Origin of the sequence: Kitasatospora purpeofusca, assembly GCF_042691725.1 — a bacterium.
Lineage (GTDB): Bacteria > Actinomycetota > Actinomycetes > Streptomycetales > Streptomycetaceae > Kitasatospora > Kitasatospora purpeofusca_B.
The window spans coordinates 8,017,382-8,033,822 of record NZ_CP170483.1 but is presented as its reverse complement, the minus strand read 5'-3'; the positions used below and the strand labels follow the sequence as shown (position 1 = coordinate 8,033,822).

Sequence of the window (16,441 nt, the reverse complement as noted above, 5' to 3'; positions counted from 1 at the left end):
CCGGCTACGGTGGCGCGCATGATCACTCATCTGGTCCCCACCTGGGAGGTCTCGGAGAGCGGGGGCGTCGAGACCGCCTGGGTCGAGCTCGGCGACGGCACCCTGCGCGCCCACGGTCGCGTAGCCGGCCTGGTGCCCGCGCCCTACTGGCTCGACTACGAGCTCGACACCGGGCCCGGCTGGACCACCCGGCGGCTCGCGGTCCGCGCCGCGTCGGCGGAGGGCACCCGGGTGCTGGAGCTGCTGAACGACGACGGGCGGTGGACCGTCGACGGCCACCGCCGGCCGGAGCTGGACGGGGCGCTCGACTACGACCTCGGTCTCTCCCCGCTGACCAACGCCATGCCGGTGCTCCGCCACCGGCTCCACCGGGAGCCGGGGCGGCACGACTTCCTGATGGCCTGGGTCCGGGTGCCCGACCTGACCGTGCACCCGTCGCGCCAGACGTACACCCACCTGGGGCCGGCCGCGGACGACGACGGGACCGGTGCGGCGGCGACCGTCCGCTACGAGTCCGGGGACTTCCGCAGCGATCTGCTCCTCGACGGGCACGGCCTGGTCCTCGACTACCCGGGCCTGGCCCGCCGCCACCACTGAGCCACCGACCCACCGCCGCCGCCGACCCGCCACTGAGCCACCACCGCTGAGCCGCCGCCCGGCGGGCCACCCCGTGGTGGACCCGCCGGCCGACGGCCCCGCCGTCGCCTAGCGGGCGGCGGCGGCCGGTGCCGGGGCGTACCCGGCGGGGCGGGTGGTGAACGTGCCCCGGCCCTGGGTGCGGCTGCGCAGGGCGGTCGCGTAGCCGAACAGCTCGGCGAGCGGCACGACCGCCGTCACCACCGCCGTCACCACCGCCGTCCCGCCGCGCGGGGCCGAACCCTGGACGCGGCCCCGGCGGGCGGCGAGGTCGCCGAGGACGCCGCCCACCGCCTCCTGCGGCACGGTCACCGTCACCTCGGCGACCGGCTCCAGGAGCACCATCCGGCAGGCCCGCAGCGCCTCGCGCAGCGCCAGCCGCCCCGCGGTGCGGAACGCGAGCTCCGAGGAGTCCTTCGGGTGGGTGGCCCCGTCGGTCAGCACGACCCGCAGGCCGGTGACCGGGTGGCCGCCCAGCGGGCCCTCGGCGAGCGCGTCCCGGCAGCCCGCCTCGACCGCCTGGACGTACTCCTTCGGCACCCGCCCGCCGGTGACGGTGGACGCGAACGCGAATCCTCCTTCCTCCTCCCCGGCCGGGCCGTCCAGCGGCGCCACGTCGAGCACCACCTGGGCGAACTGGCCGGCGCCGCCGTCCTGTTTGACGTGCCGGTGGACATGGCCGGTGACCCCGCGCTCCACGGTCTCCCGGTGGGCGACCTGCGGACGGCCGACGGCCACCTCCAGTCCGTGCCCGCGGCGGATCTTCTCCACCGCGACCTCCAGGTGCAGTTCGCCCTGTCCGGACAGCACCCGCTGTCCGGTGTCCGGGTCGGTGCGGACCACCAGCGACGGGTCCTCCTCGGCGAGCCGGGCGAGCGCGACGGCCAGCCGGTCGGCGTCGACCGTGCGCCGCGCCTCGACGGCCACCGTCACCACCGGCACCGCGACCGCGGCGGGCTCCAGGACCAGCGGAGCGCCGGGCGCGCAGAGCGTCGCGCCGGTGCGCGCGGCCTTGACGCCGACCACCGCGACGATGTCGCCCGCGACGGCCGTCTCCGTCTCGATGTGCTGGTCGGCCTGCACCCGCAGGATCCGGGCGATCCGTTCGGTACGGCCGCCGCCGGCGTCCAGCACGGTGTCCCCCTTGCGCAGCGTGCCCGCGTACAGGCGCAGATAAGTGAGCCGGCCGGAGGCGGTGACGTTCACCTTGAACACCAGCGCGGTGAGCGGCCCGTCGGGATCGGCGGCCCGCTCCACCTCCCCGGTGTCCGCCGCGCCGCGCACCGCCGGGACGTCCAGCGGTGAGGGCAGGTAGGCGGTGACGGCGTCCAGCAGCGGTTCGATCCCACGGTTGCGGTAGGCCGAGCCGCACAGCACCACCACGGCCTCGCCGCTGCGGGTGAGGTCCCGCAGGGCGGCGGCCAGGGTCGCGGTGGAGAGCGCCGCGTGCTCGACGTACTCCTCCAGGGCGGCCGGGTGGAGCCCGGCCACCGCCTCGTCCAGCAGCCCGCGCCGCCGCTCGGCCTCGGCCCGGAGCCCGTCGGGCACCGGCCCCTCCCGGAAGCCGTCCCCGTCGGGGCCGTCGTCCCAGGTCAGGGCACGCAGCGTCAGCAGGTCGACCACGCCGGTGAAGCCGGCCTCCCGTCCGATCGGCAGCTGAACGGCGAGCGGGGCCGGGTGCAGCCGCTCCCGGATGGAGGCGACGGCCGCGTCCAGGTCGGCGCCGGCGCGGTCCAGTTTGTTGACGAAGGCGATCCGCGGCACGCCGTGCCGGTCGGCCTGGCGCCAGACGCTCTCGCTCTGCGGCTCCACGCCCGCGACGGCATCGAACACCGCGACCGCGCCGTCCAGCACCCGCAGCGAGCGCTCGACCTCGTCGGCGAAGTCGACGTGGCCGGGGGTGTCGATGAGGTTGATCCGGTGGCCGTCCCAGACGCAGCTGACCGCCGCCGCGAAGATGGTGATGCCCCGCTCGCGTTCCTGCGGGTGGCAGTCGGTGACGGTGGTGCCGTCGTGGACCTCGCCGCGCCTGTGGGTCTCGCCGGTCAGGTAGAGGATCCGCTCGGTGACCGTGGTCTTGCCCGCGTCCACGTGGGCGAGGATGCCCAGATTGCGGACGGCGGCGATGGTGGTTCGGACGTCGGTGCGCATGGCCCGGTGCCTTTCGAAGCTCTCGGGAAGAAGAGGGCAGCGCGATCGCGGCGACGACGGAGACCGGCGGGAGCCCGCCGGGAACGGTGTCCTTGCTCCTGTACCGGCTGTGTCAGCTGTGCCGGACGGTCGTCGCACGCACCCGGTGCCGGCCGCGCAGCGGGCACCGGAGGGACGAGGACACCAGGATCACCTCGAACCGGGACGAGGGGACGACGGCAGCGGTGCGGTGGCGCACGACCGGTCCTCCCTCGACTCGTCACGGCGCGCGCCGCCGCCGGAAACCCCGGGCGGCGCGCCTCTGGATGCCGAGTGTAGGAACCGTCCCGCCCCTGGGTCATCCGGTTTTTCCCACCACCCGTCAGCAGCGTTGGCGGGCCCGGAGGTCGGCCGGCCCGGGCTCCCCTCGATCGGCCGCGCATCGGCGGGCTTCGACGAACTCGGCACCATCCCCCGGGAGTTGGACGTTGACACCGGAGGAACCCGCACCGCGCCGAGGAGGCACCATGACCGACCCCCACCACAGCCGCACCGCGCCCGCCACCCGGCGGCTAGGCGTCCTCCGGCGCACCCTCGCGACCGGCCTCGCCGTCGCGGCCTGCCTGGCCGTCACCACCGCCACCGCCACCACCGCCACCGCCGGCACCCCCCAGGGGCTCGACCGCTACTACCGGCAGCGCCTCGACTGGCACGGCTGCGTCCTGGGCCCGGCCGACCAGGAGGGCGCCGACCTGGAGCGGGCCGGCGCCCGCTGCGCGGACGTCACCGTGCCGCTCGACTACGACGATCCCGGCGGACGCACCGTCACACTGGCGGTCTCCCGGATCAAGGCCACCGACACCCGCCACCGGATCGGCGCGCTCCTGCTCAACGACGGCGGCCCCGGCGGCCCGACGATCGGCGCGCCGCCCCGGGTGCACGCCGCGCTCAAGGACACCGCCGGACGCTACGACATCGTCGGGATGGACCCGCGCTTCGTCGGCCGGAGCGCGCCGATCGACTGCGGCTGGCCGGTCGGCTTCAGCCTCCTGTCGTCCGGGCCCGGCCGCGCGGGCTTCGAGCGCCAGGTCTCCTTCCAACGCGACCTCGCGGCCCGGTGCCGCTCGGCGGCCGGCGACCTGCTGCCGTACGCGAGCACCCGCAACGCGGCGCGGGACCTGGACGTGGTCCGCGGCGCGCTCGGCGAACGGAGGATCTCCTACCTCGGCCTGTCCTACGGCACCTACCTCGGCACGGTGTACACCCAGATGTTCCCCGGCCGCTACGACCGGGTGGTCCTCGACAGCGCGCTGGATCCGCGCCACACCGGACCCGCGGTCATGTCGGTCGCGGTGGCGGAGAACGACCGGGCCTTCGCCGACTGGGCGGACTGGGCCGCGGCCCGCCACGACACCTACGGCCTCGGCCGTACCCGCGAGGAGGTGACCGCCGGGATTCTGCGGACCGTCGAGACGGCCGCGGCGCGCCCGCTCGTCGTCGGCACCGGCGCCGCCGCCGTCGAACTCGACGACTCCCGGGTGCCGTCGCTGCTCTTCATGAAGCTGTCGAGCGACTCCGACCGCGACCGGACCGCCCTCGCCGAGCTGGCGGTGCTGCTCGCCGAGGCCGCGGCGGGCCGGCAGGTCATCCTTCCCCCGCAGACCTCCGCCCTGCTGCACTTCCTGTTCGGCGCGCAGGGGTCGTGGGCCGGCAGCGCCCTGCAGGCCGTCGTGTGCGCGGACGGCGCCGCACCGCGCGACCCCGAGCACTACTGGCGCGAGATCGAGCGCAGCCGCGCGACGAGCCCGCTGTTCGGCCCGTTGCTCGACAACATCACCCCCTGCGCCTTCTGGGACGACCCACGGGAGGCGCCCACCGAGGTGCGCCGCGACGCCGAGGTGCTGATCCTCGCCGCCACCGGGGACCCGCGCACCCCCTACCGGGACGGCGTCGCGCTGCACGGGCTGCTGCCCGGCTCGCGGCTGCTGACCCTGCGGGGCGCCAACCGGCACGGACTGTACGGGACGTACGGCAACGCGTGCGTGGACGACGCGGTCAACGCCTACCTGGCCGGCGGACGCCTGCCGCGCACCGACCCGCTCTGCACCCTCCGGTAGGCCGTGCCTGAACGGTTCACCCGGGATCGGTGAGCGGCGCCGGGGCGCGTGCGTCGCCCGGCGGAGGCTGGGCGGCACGGGGGGATCCACCGCCCGAAAGCCCGGGAGCCGGGCTCGGGGCGGACGCCGCCGCCTCCGTCCGCTCGGCGCGCTCCCGGCGCGGGCGGCCGAGGGCGACCCCGGCCAGGACCAGGACCAGGCCGGCGATCTGGAGCGGGCCGAGGCCCTCGCCCGCCACCGCCGTGCCGAGCAGCACGCCGGTCAGCGGGTTGAGCAGGCCCACCAGGCCGACCGTCCCGGCCGGGAGGCGGCGCAGGCCGGTGAACCAGGCCGTGAAGGCCAGCGCGGTCGCCACCACCGTGACGTAGCCGAAGGCGAGCAGCTCCCGCCCGGTGGGCACCGCGGGCGCACCCTCGAACGCCGCGGCCAGGGGCAGCAGGACCAGCCCGCCGGCCACCAGTTGCCAGGCGGTGGTGGCGAGCACGTCCGCGCCGTCCCGCCAGCGGCCGGCGAGCACATAGCCGAGCGAGGAGGCGAGCATCGCCGCCGCCGAGGCGGCCAGGCCGGGCAGGCCGACCGGTTCGGCCCGGGTCAGCAGCATCAGCCCGACCCCGCCCAGGCCCACCAGCGCGCCGAGCAGGTGGGCCCGGGCGGGGCGGGCGGCGGTCAGCGCCCAGGCGAGCAGCAGCATCGCGAGCGGCGAGGCCGCCATCACCGTGGCGGCGACGCTGGTGGCCAGCGACTGCGAGGCGATGTAGAGCAGGACGAAGAACCCCGCGGTGTTGAGCAGCCCGAGCAGCGCCGAGCGCCACCACCAGGCTCCGCGCGGCCGGCGCGGGCGCAGCGCCAGCAGGAGCAGTCCGGCCGGCAGGGCCCGCAGGGCGGCGCCCCACAGCGGACGGTCGGGCGGGAGGAACTCGCGGGTGACGTAGTAGTTGGCGCCCCAGGCCACCGGTGCGACGGCGGTCAGCAGGACCCACCGGAAACTGGCTTCCATGGAAGACAATATAACTTCCAGGGAAGCCATCCGGCTACGATGGGGGCATGGAGCGCAGCCGAGACAGCCGTGCGACGGATCCGACCCCGGACCACGTCGCCCTCATCCAGGCCGACTGGCGCCGCGAGCGGCCCGACCTCGACGTCTCCCCGCAGGCGGTGATCGGCCGGCTGCACCGGCTGGCCGGCCGGCTCACCGAGGAGCTCTGCCTGGTCTACGGCCGCTACGGGCTGGCCGAGGGCGAGTTCGACGTACTGGCCGCGCTGCGCCGGGCGGGCGCGCCGTTCGAGCGGGCACCCGGGGAACTGGCCGCCCGCACCATGGTCACCACCGGCGCCATGACCAAGCGGATCGACCGGCTGGAGCGGGCGGGCCTGGTCACCCGCCGCCGCAGCGAGGCGGACGGGCGCGGCCGGGTGGTCGCGCTCACCGAGGCGGGCCGCCGGCTGATCGACGAGGCGTTCACCGCCCACATGCGCAACGAGCACCGGCTGCTGGGCCTGCTCTCGGCCGAGGAGGCCGCCGCGCTGGAGGGCCTGCTGACGACGTGGCAGCAGCGCCTCGACCACATCGAGCCCGGCGGAAGCGAGGCGGGGAAAACCGGATGATCCGGCCGGATCCCGCGCGATAGCGTCGCCGGGTGACGAAACAGACCTGGGACCTCATTCTGCTCGGCGGCGCCTCCGGGGTCGGCAAGAGCCTGGCGGCCGCCCGGATCGCGGCCACGGCGGGCGCCTTCGTCGTCGAGTTCGACGACGTGGTCGCCGCCGTCCAGGAGCTCACCACCCCCGCCCAGCACCCGGGCCTGCACCACTTCGGCGACGGCACGGCGGCGCAGGAGCTGCCGCCCGGGCGCGTGCTGGAGCTCCAGATCGCCACCGCCGAGGCGTTGGAGCCCGCCCTGCTCGGCGTGGTGCGCAACCGGCTGACCGTCCCGGTCCCCGCCGTCGTCGAGGGCGACTACCTCACCCCGGCCGGCTGCGCCCGCGCGGTCGCGCTGGGGCGGGCGAACGGGCGGGAGGTGCGGGCGGTCTTCCTGCACGAGGGCGACGCGGACCGGATCACCGCCAACTACGCGGCCCGCGAGCCCGGGAGCGGCGTGCAGGCGGAGCGCGCCGAGGTCAGTGCCCGGTACTCGCACTGGCTCGCCGCCGAGGCCCGCCGGCACGCGCTCCCGGTGCTCGACTGCCGCCCGTGGTCGACGCTCGCCGACCGCGTGGACGGCGCCCTGGACGCGGGCGGCGGCGGTCAGATCAGCGTGTAACCGCCACTGCGGAAGGTCGAACCGACGTTGCTGCAGTAGGCGTAGGACCAGGCGCCGCCCGACCGGGTGGTCCCGTAGACCACCTTGTTGTTGGCGCAGACGGCCCACGCGTAGTAGCTGCGGGCGCCGTCGCAGGCCACGCCGTAGCTGACGTAGTTGCTGTACGTCGAACAGGTCGCCACCCGGGCGGGCGCGGCCGAGGCCGGGGCGGCGGCGAGGACCGGGACGGCGAGGGCGGCGGTGGCGGCGACGGCCGCGGCCGCGGTGCGGATGCTCATGGTGTTCCCCTCCGGTGGAGCTCGTTGACGAGGACGAGGTCGTGCGGGCTCCACTGTGCGCCCCCGGCGCGCTCCGAAATCCGCAGCAGGACGGGAATCCGGGCCCTCGTCCCGGGATTCTCACCCCGGACCCGGACGGCCTGTTGTGTCATGTTCCCGCGATGAATGGGGCTTTTGTTCGCACGGCCGAACAGACCGGTTCACCATCGCGTGGCGTGACGGTCTTTCGTGGACGATTGGCTGCCGTCGGCCTGGTGATCTTGTGCCCGGGCCGCGCCGTTCGCGGCGCTCCACGCCGCCGACCGCGTCCTGCGCTCGCACCGGCGGCACGCACGTCCCGTCGCAGTACGAGGAGCTGAACCACCGATGTCACCGCCCGTCACCCCCACCACGACCGCCCCCGCGGCCGTTACCACCGCCGTCACCGCACCCGCGGCCCGCCGTCGCCGACGCCCGGCCGCGGCGCTCGCGCTCTGCGCGCTCGTCGCCGCCGGCCTGCCCGCCCTCGCCCCCGCCTCCGCCTGGGCCGCGCCCGGCGGGCCGGCCGCCCCCGGCGCGAACGGCACCACCGCCGACCCCGGCCTGGTGCTCGACCGCCCCGGCGAGTCGGTGGTCACCCGGCGCGAGGTCACCCCGATCGCCCCGGGGCTGACCATGACCGCCTTCGACCGGCTCGGCAGGACCGGCTGGATCCGCGGCAAGGTCCTGGTCGCCGACCTCGCCACCGAGGGCCTGAGCGTCGACTACCTGTCGTCCGGCCAGGTGACGACCCGCCAGACCGTCACCGACATGGCCCGGGGCGCCGGCGCGGTCGCCGCCATCAACGGCGACTACTTCGACATGAACGCCTCCGAGGCGCCGCTCGGCGTCGGCGTCTCCCGCGAGGGCGGCCTCGTCCACGCCCCGGTCGAGGGCTGGAACCAGGCCGTGACCGTCGGCGCCGACGGCCTGGCCCGGATGGCCGAGGTGTTCCTGGAGGGCCACGCCGCCCTGCCCGGCGGCCGCGAGCTGACCCTCAACGGCGTCAACACCTACGGCCTGCCCGCCGACGGCGTCGGCCTGTTCACCCCTGCCTGGGGCAAGGCCTCCCGCGCCAAGGTCGCCGACGGCTCCTCGGAGGTCGTCGAGGTGGAACTGCGCGAGGGCCGGGTCACCGCCGTCCGCGACCAGCTGGGCGGTGCGGTGCCCGAGGGCGCCACCGTGCTGGTCGGCCGGGAGGCCGGCGCCCGCGCGCTGCGCGAGCTCAAGCCCGGCGACCAGGTCACCACCGGCTACCGGCCGCGCGCCTCCTTCGGCGAGGTCGCGGTGGCGGTCGGCGGCTACCAGGTGCTGGTCCGCGACGGCGTCGCGGGGCAGCCCGGCGAGAACGACGGCAACGAGCTCAACGCCCGTACCGCCGTGGGCTTCTCCGCCGACAACAAGCGGATGTACCTGGTCACGATCGACGGCCGGCAGGCCGACAGCCCCGGCATCAGCCTGCCCGACCTCGCGGTGCTGATGCGGGACCTGGGGGCGCGCAACGCGCTCAACATGGACGGCGGCGGCTCGGCCGCGATGGCCGCCCGGCTGCCCGGCACCGCTCGGGCCGGCACCGTCAGCAGCCCGTCCGACAACGGCGGGGAGCGGGCCGTCGCCAACGGGCTCGGCCTGTTCTCCGCGCCGGGTTCCGGCCTGGTCAAGGGCTTCCGGGTCCGCCCGGCGGAGGCCGTGGACACCGCCACCCGGGTCTTCCCCGGCCTGCACCGCACCGTCCGCGCGCTGCCGCACGACGAGACCTTCGGCCCGGTGACCGGCACCACCCCGCCGGTCCGCTGGTCGGTGGCCAAGGACGTCAAGAACGTCAAGGACGCCAAGGACAGCAAGGACGCCAAGCCCGGCGCCGTCGAGGTGTCCGGCAAGGGCACCGAGGCCGTCGTCACCGGCCGCACCTCCGGGCCGGCCGCCGTCACCGCCGCGGCCGACGGCGCCGAGACCGGCACCCTGCCGCTGACCGTGCTCGGCGCGCCGGTGCGGATCACCGCCGGCACCGACCCGATCGGCCTGGAGGCCGCCGGCGCCACCGCGAAGATCGCCGTGACCGGCTACGACGCCCAGGGCCACGGCGCCCCGGTCGAGGCCGCCGACCTCACCGTCACCGGCGGCGCCGGCGTGGTCGAGACCTCCGCCGCCGAGGACGGCTCGATCGCCCTCAAGGCGCTCACGGACGGCACCTCCGCCACCCTCAAGCTGACCGTGGGCGGCCTGGAGGCCGCCGTCGCCGTCACCGTCGGCATGACCGAGAAGCCGTTCGCCGACTTCTCCGACGCGGCCGCCTGGAAGTCCGGCAACGACCGCGCGCCCGGCGGCGGCGTCGCCCCGGCCGCGGGCCACGACGGCGGCAAGGGCCTGCGCCTGACGTACGACTTCACCCAGTCGACCGGCACCCGCGGCCAGTACGCCATCGCCCCCGAGGGCATCGTGCTGCCCGGCCAGCCGCGCTCGATCACCCTGTGGATCGAGGGCGACGGCAACGGCGCCTGGCCGCGCATCCAGTACCGGACCGCCGCCGGCGTCACCGCCAACCTGGACGCGCCGATGGTCACCTGGACCGGCTGGCGGAAGGTGGAGTTCCCGATCCCGGCCGGCGTGCAGTACCCGCTGACCTTCCAGCGGTTCCGGCTGATGGAGACCGGCGCCGCCCGCTCCTACACCGGCGCGCTCACCCTGGCCGACCTGCGGGTCGAGGTGGCACCGGACGTCGAACTGCCGGTGCGCCCGCGCGTCACCGACCCGGTGGTGCTCACCAACGGCACCGTGGACGGCAAGCCGCTGCGGGTCGCGGTGATGTCGGACGCCCAGTTCATCGCCCGCGCCCCGGAGAGCGACATCGTGCAGGCCGCCCGCCGCACGCTGCGCGACATCGCCGCCGCCAAGCCCGACCTGCTGGTCATCGCCGGCGACCTGGTCGACGAGGCGAGCCCGGCCGACTTCGCCCTCGCCCGCAAGGTGCTGGACGAGTTCGACCGGCTCACCGGCCACGGCATCCCCTGGCACTACGTGCCCGGCAACCACGAGGTGATGGGCCCCGGCACCATCGACAACTTCAAGGCCGCCTTCGGCGAGACCAGCGAGGTGTTCGACGTCAAGGGCACCCGGTTCATCACCCTGAACAGCGCGCTCGGCTCCTTCCGGGCGAGCGGCTTCGACCAGATCGCCAAGCTGCGCACCACCCTGGACGCGGCCGCCGCGGACCCGTCCGTCACCGGTCTGCTGCTGTTCGACCACCACCCGACCCGCGACCCGCTGCCCGACCAGGGCAGCCAGCTCGGCGACCGCAAGGAGGCCGCCCTGGTCGAGCAGTGGCTGGCCGGCTTCCGCGCGGGCGGCAAGTCCGCCGCGATGGTCAGCGGCCACGTCGGCGCCTTCCACGCGAGCAGCGTCGACGGCGTCCCGTACCTGGTCAACGGCAACTCGGGCAAGGGCCCGGCCGCCGAGCCCGACCGCGGCGGCTTCACCGGCTGGACGATGCTCGGCATCAACCCGGCCGCCGGCAAGGTCACCGACCCGTACGCGGTGCCGGACGACGCCTCGGCCTGGCTGCGCGCCGAGGTGCGGGCCCGCGCCGACGCGGTGCAGCTGAGCGCCCCCGAGTCGCTCGGCCTGCTGGACTCCGTGCCGGTCAGCGCGACCTTCACCCAGGACGGCGAGCGGACGGTGCCGGTCGCCTGGCCGGTCACCGCCCAGTGGGGCGGCCAGGGCGTGCACATCGGCCCCGCCGCCGGGGCCGCGCGCGGCAGCGTCGCCGCCTACGACCCGGCCACCCGCACCCTCACCGGCCTGCGGCCGGGCGGCGCGACGCTGACCGTCACCGTCGGCGGCGTGACGGCGGAGCGCAAGCTCACCGTCGGCTCCGTCCCGGCGTGCACCACCACGCTGCGCGGCGCCCAGAAGAAGCTCGCGGTCACCTCCGGCGTCACCTGCCTGGACGGCGCGACGGTCACCGGCCCGGTGCTGGTGCAGCCGGGCGCGGCGCTGGTCGCCAACGGCTCGGTCTTCAAGGGCCCGGTCTCGGCCCGCGGCGCGGCGGCCTTCGTGCTGACCGACACCCAGGTGTCCGGCCCGGTCTCGGTGAGCGGCTCCACCGGGCAGGTCGCCCTGCTCTGGTCGACCGTCGACGGCCCGGCCCACCTGGCGCTCAACACCGGCGGCACCGCCGTCGCCGGCAGCACCGTGCGCGGTCCGCTGGACTGCGCGGGCAACACCCCGGCCCCCGGCAACGGCGGCCACGGCAACACCGTGAACGGCCCGAAGGGCGGCCAGTGCGGCGCCCTGTGACGCTGCCGGCCCGTCCCTGACCCCGGCCCGTGCGGCCGCCACCGCGTCAACGGCGGTGGCCGCACGGGCCTTCGCCGTCCCGGCGTCCCACAGCCCCCGGAACCCGCCGCCCGGCCCCACCGACCGCAGGTACGCGGCGGCCCCGGCCGGCGCGCGCCCGGCGTACGGGCTGTCGAGCCGGCCCTCGTACCAGTGCGCGGCGAGCCGCCACAGGGTGGCCAGGTCGAGCACGGCGCCGCGCGGGTTGCCGGTGGCGGGGAGCCAGGCCTCGACGCAGTCGGTGGAGCAGAACAGCCGCCGGTGGGCGCAGGTGTGGACGACGTCGTCCCACATCCGGGCGGCGGGCACCAGGAAGTGCGCCACCTGCCCGCCCTCCGGCGGGCCCTGCCGGGTGACCGTCCGGGCGTGCGGGCGCGCACAGGCGCGGCCGGTGGCGGCGAAGGCGCGGTGGAGCGCGAGTCCCAGCTGTTCCGTCTCCGCCGCGTCAGCCCGCCCGCCCGTCGTGGGCCTCCCGGTGGGCCAGCACCTCGGGCATGTTCTCCTCCGCCCAGTCCTTGATCGCCCGCAGCAGCGGGAGCAGTCCGGCGCCCAGCGGGGTGAGCGCGTAGTCCACCCGGGCCGGCACGGAGGCGGTGACCGTCCGGGTCAGCAGGCCGTCGCGCTCCAGGCCGCGCAGGGTCTGGGTGAGCATCTTCTCGCTGACCCCGGCGAGGCGGCGGCGCAGGTCGCTGTAGCGCTGCGGGCCGTCGGCCAGGGCGTTGACGATCAGGCTCACCCACTTGTCGCCGATCCGCTCCAGCAGCTGCCGGGCGGGGCACTCGGCGAGGTAGGCGTCGTAGTCGGCCCGGGCGGCCGAGCGGCGCTGGGCGGCGGTCGTGGTCGCCATCGGCTCTCCTGTCGGTGCGGTACGCACGCGCGGGTGCGTACTTCCTTCCGGAGAGCAACTCTCCCTAGGTTGGGGACCGTTGGCAAGCCCCGCCGCTCCCAGCGCGGCGGCGGTTCCCCTGTCGGAAGGAGAGCGCGATGCGCGCCGTGGTCGTCCGCCGGTTCGGCGGTCCGGAGGTCCTGGAGCTGGTCGAGGTGCCCGTCCCCGAGCCCGGTCCGGGCCAGGCGCGGGTGCGGGTGGCGGCCGCCGGCGTCAACCCGGTGGACGCGGTGACCCGGGCCGGGGTGCTCGCGGAGGCCGGGCTGATGGCGCCGCGGGAGACCGTCGGGATCGGCTGGGACGTGGCCGGCACGGTGGAGCGCCTCGGCCCCGGGGTGGCCGGGTTCGCGGTCGGGGACGCGGTGATCGGGCTGCGCGACCGGCTGGACGTCCCGCTCGGCGGCTACGCCGACGCCCTGGTGCTGGACGCCGCGGCGCTCGCCCCCGCACCGCCGGGCGTGCCGGCCGTCGAGGCGGCGACCCTGCCGCTGAACGGCCTCACCGCCCTCCAGTCCCTGGACCTGCTGGACCTGCCGGCCGGGGCGACGCTGCTGGTCACCGGCGCGGCGGGCGCGGTCGGCGGCTTCGCGGTGCAGCTGGCGGCGCGGCGCGGGCTGCGGGTGGTCGCGCAGGCGGGCGAGCGGGACGCCGCACGGCTGCGGGAGCTGGGCGCCGAGTGGCACGTACCGCGCGACGCCGCCGACCTGGCCGCCGAGGTGCGCGCGCTGGTGCCCGGCGGGGTGGACGGCGCACTGGACGCGGCGCTGCTCGGGGTGACGGCGCTCGGCGCCGTACGCAACCGGGGTTCCTTCGTGGCGGTGTCGGCGGGCGCGGCGCCGCCCGGGCTGCGCGGGATCCGGGTCGCCCACGTCTGGGTGGCGGCGGACGGCGCCGCGCTCGCCGGGCTCGCGGCGCTGGCCGCGCGCCGGGAGCTGGCCCTCCCGGTGGCGGACACCCTGCCGCTGGAGCGGGCCGAGGAGGCGCACCGCCGGCTGGCGCGGGGCGGTCTGCGCGGGCGGCTCGTGCTGGTGCCCTGAACCGGCGGTTCGAGGGGCGTCCGCCGGTCCTGGCATGATCGCAGGATGAACGACCGAATCATCGCCGCCTGCGACGGGGCGGCCAAGGGGAACCCGGGCCCGGCGGCCTGGGCCTACGTGGTGGCCGACGGCGCGGGGGCGCCGCAGCGCTGGCAGGCCGGCCCGCTCGGGCACAGCACCAACAACGTGGGCGAGCTCACCGCCCTGGAGCGGCTGCTGGCCGCCACGGATCCCGCCGTGCCGCTGGAGGTCCGGCTGGACAGCACCTACACCCGCGACGCGGTGACCAAGTGGCTGAAGGGCTGGAAGCGCAACGGCTGGAAGACCGCCGCGGGCAAGCCGGTGGCCAACCAGGAGCTGATCCAGCGGATCGACGGGCTCCTGGAGGGACGGGACGTCGACTTCGTCTACGTGCCCGCCCACCAGGTGGACGGCGATCCGCTGAACGCGATCGCCGACAAGGCCGCCAGCGACGCCGCCCGCACCCAGGAGGCGGCCGGCGGGACCGCCGCCGACCTGCCCGTCCCGGATCCGGCCGCGAGCGCCCCGGCTCGGAGCCGCCGCACCCCGGCCGCGTCCGCCGCCAAGCGCCGGACCTCCGGCGGGTCGGGCGGGTCGGGCGGAGCGCCGACGCTCTCCGCCCGCTTCCCCGGTACCTGCCCGTGCTCGCGCCCGTACGCCAAGGGCGACAAGATCACCAAGGTGGGCGGCAGCTGGGGCCACCTGGAGTGCGCGGCCGCGCACTCCTGAGCCGGCCCGCCCCCTCAGGACGCTTCCGGTCCCCGGCCCGCGCGGCGGGCCCGGAGCCAGGCGAGGGCGGCCGTCAGGCCGACCGCGCCGCCGACCCCGAGCTTCACGGCGCCCTTGGCGACCAGCCAGCCGAGGCCGGGGGCCGTCCAGCCCAGTCCGTGGAGCACCACCAGCAGCAGCACGCCGCCGCAGAGCCCGGCCAGTACCGTGACCACCACGGCCGCGCCGATGGGCAGTTCGCGCTCCGTCGCGGCCGGATCGTTCGTCCCCCGAGTGTCCATGGCGCGACTCTACGCCCGGCCCCGGCCGGAGCGCGCCCCGCCGATCGGCGGCTGCCGTCCCCGGGTTCAGCGCCGGGAGTGGTGGGTGTCGCCGACGTGTTCGCCGGTCTCGTGGTCGGGGAAGCTGACGGCGAGGGTGACCCGGTACTCGAAGACGTCGTCGCGGTGGCCGGGGACCCGCGCCCAGGCCAGGGAGTGCACTTCGGCCTCGGGTGCCTGCCGGCACCAGGCGGCGGCCTCCTCCAGCGCGCGGGCCGCCGACCGCCCCGTGCAGACCACGGCGGTGTACGCGGCCACCGCGAGGTCACCGCCGCTCCGGCCGTCTCTGGAGGCGGACCGGACGGCGGCGGCCGCCCGGCTCAGGTCGCGGGCGAGGTCGTCCACCACCCGGGGCGGCGCGGGCAGGACGGCCGGGGCCTCCGCCACGGTCTCCGGCAGGTTGGTGCTCATCTCTCAGGGCCTCCGTCCCTCGGGCATCCCCTTGGTCGCGCGCCCCGCCCCGTCCCGGGATCCGCATGATCACGGGCCCAGGATGCCGGGCCGCCGTTCCTGGCATGACCACTTTCACCAGAACGTCACCCATCCGGGGAAGACGCCGCCCCGCGCTCGACACCGGCCCCACCGCACTGGTATTGCGGGCTCCTTCGCATCCGAGCAGGTCAGCCCGGCGCGGCCCCGGCGCCGCCGGGAGCCCGGCCGCACGTGCGCGTACCACCCCCGTGCCCCGGACCGCCGTCCCGGCCTCCCGGACGCGCCCGTCCCGCGACCCGCTCCCACCCGTGACCAAGCTGTCCAACTCCCGTAGCGCAAACGGGAACTAACGCCTCACCCGAGGCCGTAGGCTCCTGCCACGTCGCCGTCCGCCGCACCGGTGGGCGCCATCGGAGGGGGTTTCCTTGGACCGCAGGTCACCGATCACGTCCGTCCGCCGGTACGGCCGGCTGCCCGCGCTGGCCCTCGCGGCCGTCGCGGCCGTCGCGGCCGTCGCGGTGGCCGGCTGCTCCTCCTCGGGCGGCGGCTCCACGACGGCCGCCGCCACGCCGACGGGCACGACGACGAGCGGCGCGAGCAGCCCCGCCCCGGCGCCCGCCACCACGGCACCGGCCACCACGGCAGCCGCCCCGACCCCGACCGCCACCACGGCAGCCGGTTCGCCCGCCGGCGCCGACAAGCGCCCCGCCGACGCCTGCACCCTGCTGACCTCCCCCCAGGTCGTCGCCGCCGTCGGCACCGGCGGCCCGTTCAGGGGCACCCACCCCGACCCGAAGGACGGCAAGCCGGTCTGGGGCTGCACCTGGGGCTCCCGGCAGTCCTTCGCCCACATCCAGGAGATGGACCCCGCGCTGTTCGCCTCGTTGAAGACCAACCCCGACTTCACGGCGACCCCGGTCCCCGGTGCGGGCCAGGACGCCTACCTGCTGCGGCGCAAGGACGGCCGCATGCCCGAGGTGAACTTCCTCGCCCCCGACGGCCACGCGTACTCGGTCGAGGTGGTCAAGGACCGCGGCCCGGGCGACGACGTCAACGCCGACGCCGAGGCGGCCGCCGCCACCGGGCTGGCCCTGCTGCTCTCCAAGTCCGTCTAGGAACCGGGGGAGCCGGCGAGCGCCGCCGCCCGGCGCAGCCGGTTCCCCCCGGGGCGTGAACGGGAGGGGCACGGTGGTGCCGGGCGGATGCGGGTGCGGCCCGGTCGTTCGCACAATGACGCCACG

15 protein-coding genes and 1 pseudogene are annotated in these 16,441 nt (G+C 76.4%); 8 read left to right on the top strand and 8 right to left on the bottom strand.

What is annotated here, in order from left to right; translation table 11 throughout:
- Positions 1-18: 18 nt before the first annotated feature.
- Complete coding sequence (locus ACFCLZ_RS34650; RefSeq protein WP_380281859.1) at positions 19-597, top strand: putative glycolipid-binding domain-containing protein; 579 nt, start codon at positions 19-21, stop codon at positions 595-597.
- A 108-nt stretch (positions 598-705) separates the two neighbouring features.
- Here ACFCLZ_RS34650 and fusA read toward each other — a convergent pair whose 3' ends face one another.
- Positions 706-2,787 carry an elongation factor G gene (gene fusA / locus ACFCLZ_RS34645; protein WP_380281858.1) on the bottom strand — a complete coding sequence of 694 codons (2,082 nt, stop codon included), beginning with the start codon at positions 2,785-2,787 and terminating at the stop codon, positions 706-708.
- 112 nt (positions 2,788-2,899) lie between these two features.
- The gene (locus tag ACFCLZ_RS34640; RefSeq protein WP_380281857.1) at positions 2,900-3,025 is read right to left on the bottom strand and encodes a hypothetical protein; all 126 of its coding nucleotides are present in this window, start codon (positions 3,023-3,025) and stop codon (positions 2,900-2,902) included.
- Between the two features lie 268 nt (positions 3,026-3,293).
- On the opposite strand from ACFCLZ_RS34640, the gene ACFCLZ_RS34635 reads away from it, so the two are divergent.
- Entirely contained in the window at positions 3,294-4,883 is a 1,590-nt protein-coding gene (locus ACFCLZ_RS34635) for an alpha/beta hydrolase (RefSeq protein WP_380281856.1), read from the top strand.
- Positions 4,884-4,899: 16 nt separating this feature from the next.
- On the opposite strand, the gene ACFCLZ_RS34630 is transcribed toward ACFCLZ_RS34635, so the two are convergent.
- Entirely contained in the window at positions 4,900-5,880 is a 981-nt protein-coding gene (locus tag ACFCLZ_RS34630) for a DMT family transporter (protein ID WP_380281855.1), read from the bottom strand.
- A 47-nt stretch (positions 5,881-5,927) separates the two neighbouring features.
- Between ACFCLZ_RS34630 and ACFCLZ_RS34625 the strand changes: the two genes are divergently transcribed.
- Together ACFCLZ_RS34625 and ACFCLZ_RS34620 are read left to right on the top strand one after the other, a co-directional pair.
- Positions 5,928-6,488 carry a MarR family winged helix-turn-helix transcriptional regulator gene (locus ACFCLZ_RS34625; RefSeq protein ID WP_380281854.1) on the top strand — a complete coding sequence of 187 codons (561 nt, stop codon included), beginning with the start codon at positions 5,928-5,930 and terminating at the stop codon, positions 6,486-6,488.
- A gap of 32 nt (positions 6,489-6,520) precedes the next feature.
- Positions 6,521-7,144, top strand: a complete 624-nt coding sequence (locus ACFCLZ_RS34620) for an AAA family ATPase (RefSeq protein WP_380281853.1) — start codon at positions 6,521-6,523, stop codon at positions 7,142-7,144.
- Here ACFCLZ_RS34620 and ACFCLZ_RS34615 read toward each other — a convergent pair.
- Complete coding sequence (locus ACFCLZ_RS34615) at positions 7,129-7,422, bottom strand: hypothetical protein (protein ID WP_380281852.1); 294 nt, start codon at positions 7,420-7,422, stop codon at positions 7,129-7,131. The two genes, ACFCLZ_RS34620 and ACFCLZ_RS34615, sit on opposite strands and share 16 nt — an antisense overlap.
- A 366-nt stretch (positions 7,423-7,788) precedes the next feature.
- Here ACFCLZ_RS34615 and ACFCLZ_RS34610 point away from each other — a divergent pair, with 366 nt between their 5' ends.
- Positions 7,789-11,736 (top strand): phosphodiester glycosidase family protein, encoded by a 3,948-nt coding sequence (locus ACFCLZ_RS34610; protein ID WP_380281851.1) that lies wholly within the window; start codon positions 7,789-7,791, stop codon positions 11,734-11,736.
- A 195-nt stretch (positions 11,737-11,931) separates the two neighbouring features.
- Here ACFCLZ_RS34610 and merB read toward each other — a convergent pair.
- Positions 11,932-12,201 (bottom strand): annotated as a pseudogene (gene merB, locus ACFCLZ_RS34605) (organomercurial lyase); the annotation flags it as partial.
- A 19-nt stretch (positions 12,202-12,220) separates the two neighbouring features.
- Positions 12,221-12,622 (bottom strand): winged helix-turn-helix transcriptional regulator, encoded by a 402-nt coding sequence (locus ACFCLZ_RS34600; protein ID WP_380281850.1) that lies wholly within the window; start codon positions 12,620-12,622, stop codon positions 12,221-12,223.
- 137 nt (positions 12,623-12,759) lie between these two features.
- Here ACFCLZ_RS34600 and ACFCLZ_RS34595 point away from each other — a divergent pair, with 137 nt between their 5' ends.
- Complete coding sequence (locus tag ACFCLZ_RS34595; RefSeq protein ID WP_380281849.1) at positions 12,760-13,698, top strand: NADP-dependent oxidoreductase; 939 nt, start codon at positions 12,760-12,762, stop codon at positions 13,696-13,698.
- 45 nt (positions 13,699-13,743) lie between these two features.
- Positions 13,744-14,448: a ribonuclease H gene (locus ACFCLZ_RS34590; protein ID WP_380281848.1), complete on the top strand. Its 705-nt coding sequence runs from the start codon at positions 13,744-13,746 to the stop codon at positions 14,446-14,448.
- Positions 14,449-14,462: 14 nt separating this feature from the next.
- Here ACFCLZ_RS34590 and ACFCLZ_RS34585 read toward each other — a convergent pair whose 3' ends face one another.
- Together ACFCLZ_RS34585 and ACFCLZ_RS34580 are read right to left on the bottom strand one after the other, a co-directional pair.
- Positions 14,463-14,729: a hypothetical protein gene (locus tag ACFCLZ_RS34585; protein ID WP_380281847.1), complete on the bottom strand. Its 267-nt coding sequence runs from the start codon at positions 14,727-14,729 to the stop codon at positions 14,463-14,465.
- Positions 14,730-14,795: 66 nt separating this feature from the next.
- On the bottom strand, positions 14,796-15,179 hold the full coding sequence (locus ACFCLZ_RS34580; RefSeq protein ID WP_380281846.1) for a hypothetical protein: 384 nt from the start codon (positions 15,177-15,179) through the stop codon (positions 14,796-14,798).
- Between the two features lie 446 nt (positions 15,180-15,625).
- Here ACFCLZ_RS34580 and ACFCLZ_RS34575 point away from each other — a divergent pair, with 446 nt between their 5' ends.
- Positions 15,626-16,315: a hypothetical protein gene (locus tag ACFCLZ_RS34575; RefSeq protein ID WP_380281845.1), complete on the top strand. Its 690-nt coding sequence runs from the start codon at positions 15,626-15,628 to the stop codon at positions 16,313-16,315.
- Positions 16,316-16,441: the final 126 nt, after the last annotated feature.

Coding starts and splice junctions, on each gene's coding strand:
- ACFCLZ_RS34650 (WP_380281859.1), top strand. CDS start 19: ATGATCACTCATCTGGTCCCCACCTGGGAGGTCTCGGAGAGCGGGGGC.
- fusA (WP_380281858.1), bottom strand. CDS start 2,787: ATGCGCACCGACGTCCGAACCACCATCGCCGCCGTCCGCAATCTGGGC.
- ACFCLZ_RS34635 (WP_380281856.1), top strand. CDS start 3,294: ATGACCGACCCCCACCACAGCCGCACCGCGCCCGCCACCCGGCGGCTA.
- ACFCLZ_RS34630 (WP_380281855.1), bottom strand. CDS start 5,880: ATGGAAGCCAGTTTCCGGTGGGTCCTGCTGACCGCCGTCGCACCGGTG.
- ACFCLZ_RS34625 (WP_380281854.1), top strand. CDS start 5,928: ATGGAGCGCAGCCGAGACAGCCGTGCGACGGATCCGACCCCGGACCAC.
- ACFCLZ_RS34615 (WP_380281852.1), bottom strand. CDS start 7,422: ATGAGCATCCGCACCGCGGCCGCGGCCGTCGCCGCCACCGCCGCCCTC.
- ACFCLZ_RS34610 (WP_380281851.1), top strand. CDS start 7,789: ATGTCACCGCCCGTCACCCCCACCACGACCGCCCCCGCGGCCGTTACC.
- ACFCLZ_RS34600 (WP_380281850.1), bottom strand. CDS start 12,622: ATGGCGACCACGACCGCCGCCCAGCGCCGCTCGGCCGCCCGGGCCGAC.
- ACFCLZ_RS34595 (WP_380281849.1), top strand. CDS start 12,760: ATGCGCGCCGTGGTCGTCCGCCGGTTCGGCGGTCCGGAGGTCCTGGAG.
- ACFCLZ_RS34590 (WP_380281848.1), top strand. CDS start 13,744: ATGAACGACCGAATCATCGCCGCCTGCGACGGGGCGGCCAAGGGGAAC.
- ACFCLZ_RS34585 (WP_380281847.1), bottom strand. CDS start 14,729: ATGGACACTCGGGGGACGAACGATCCGGCCGCGACGGAGCGCGAACTG.
- ACFCLZ_RS34580 (WP_380281846.1), bottom strand. CDS start 15,179: ATGAGCACCAACCTGCCGGAGACCGTGGCGGAGGCCCCGGCCGTCCTG.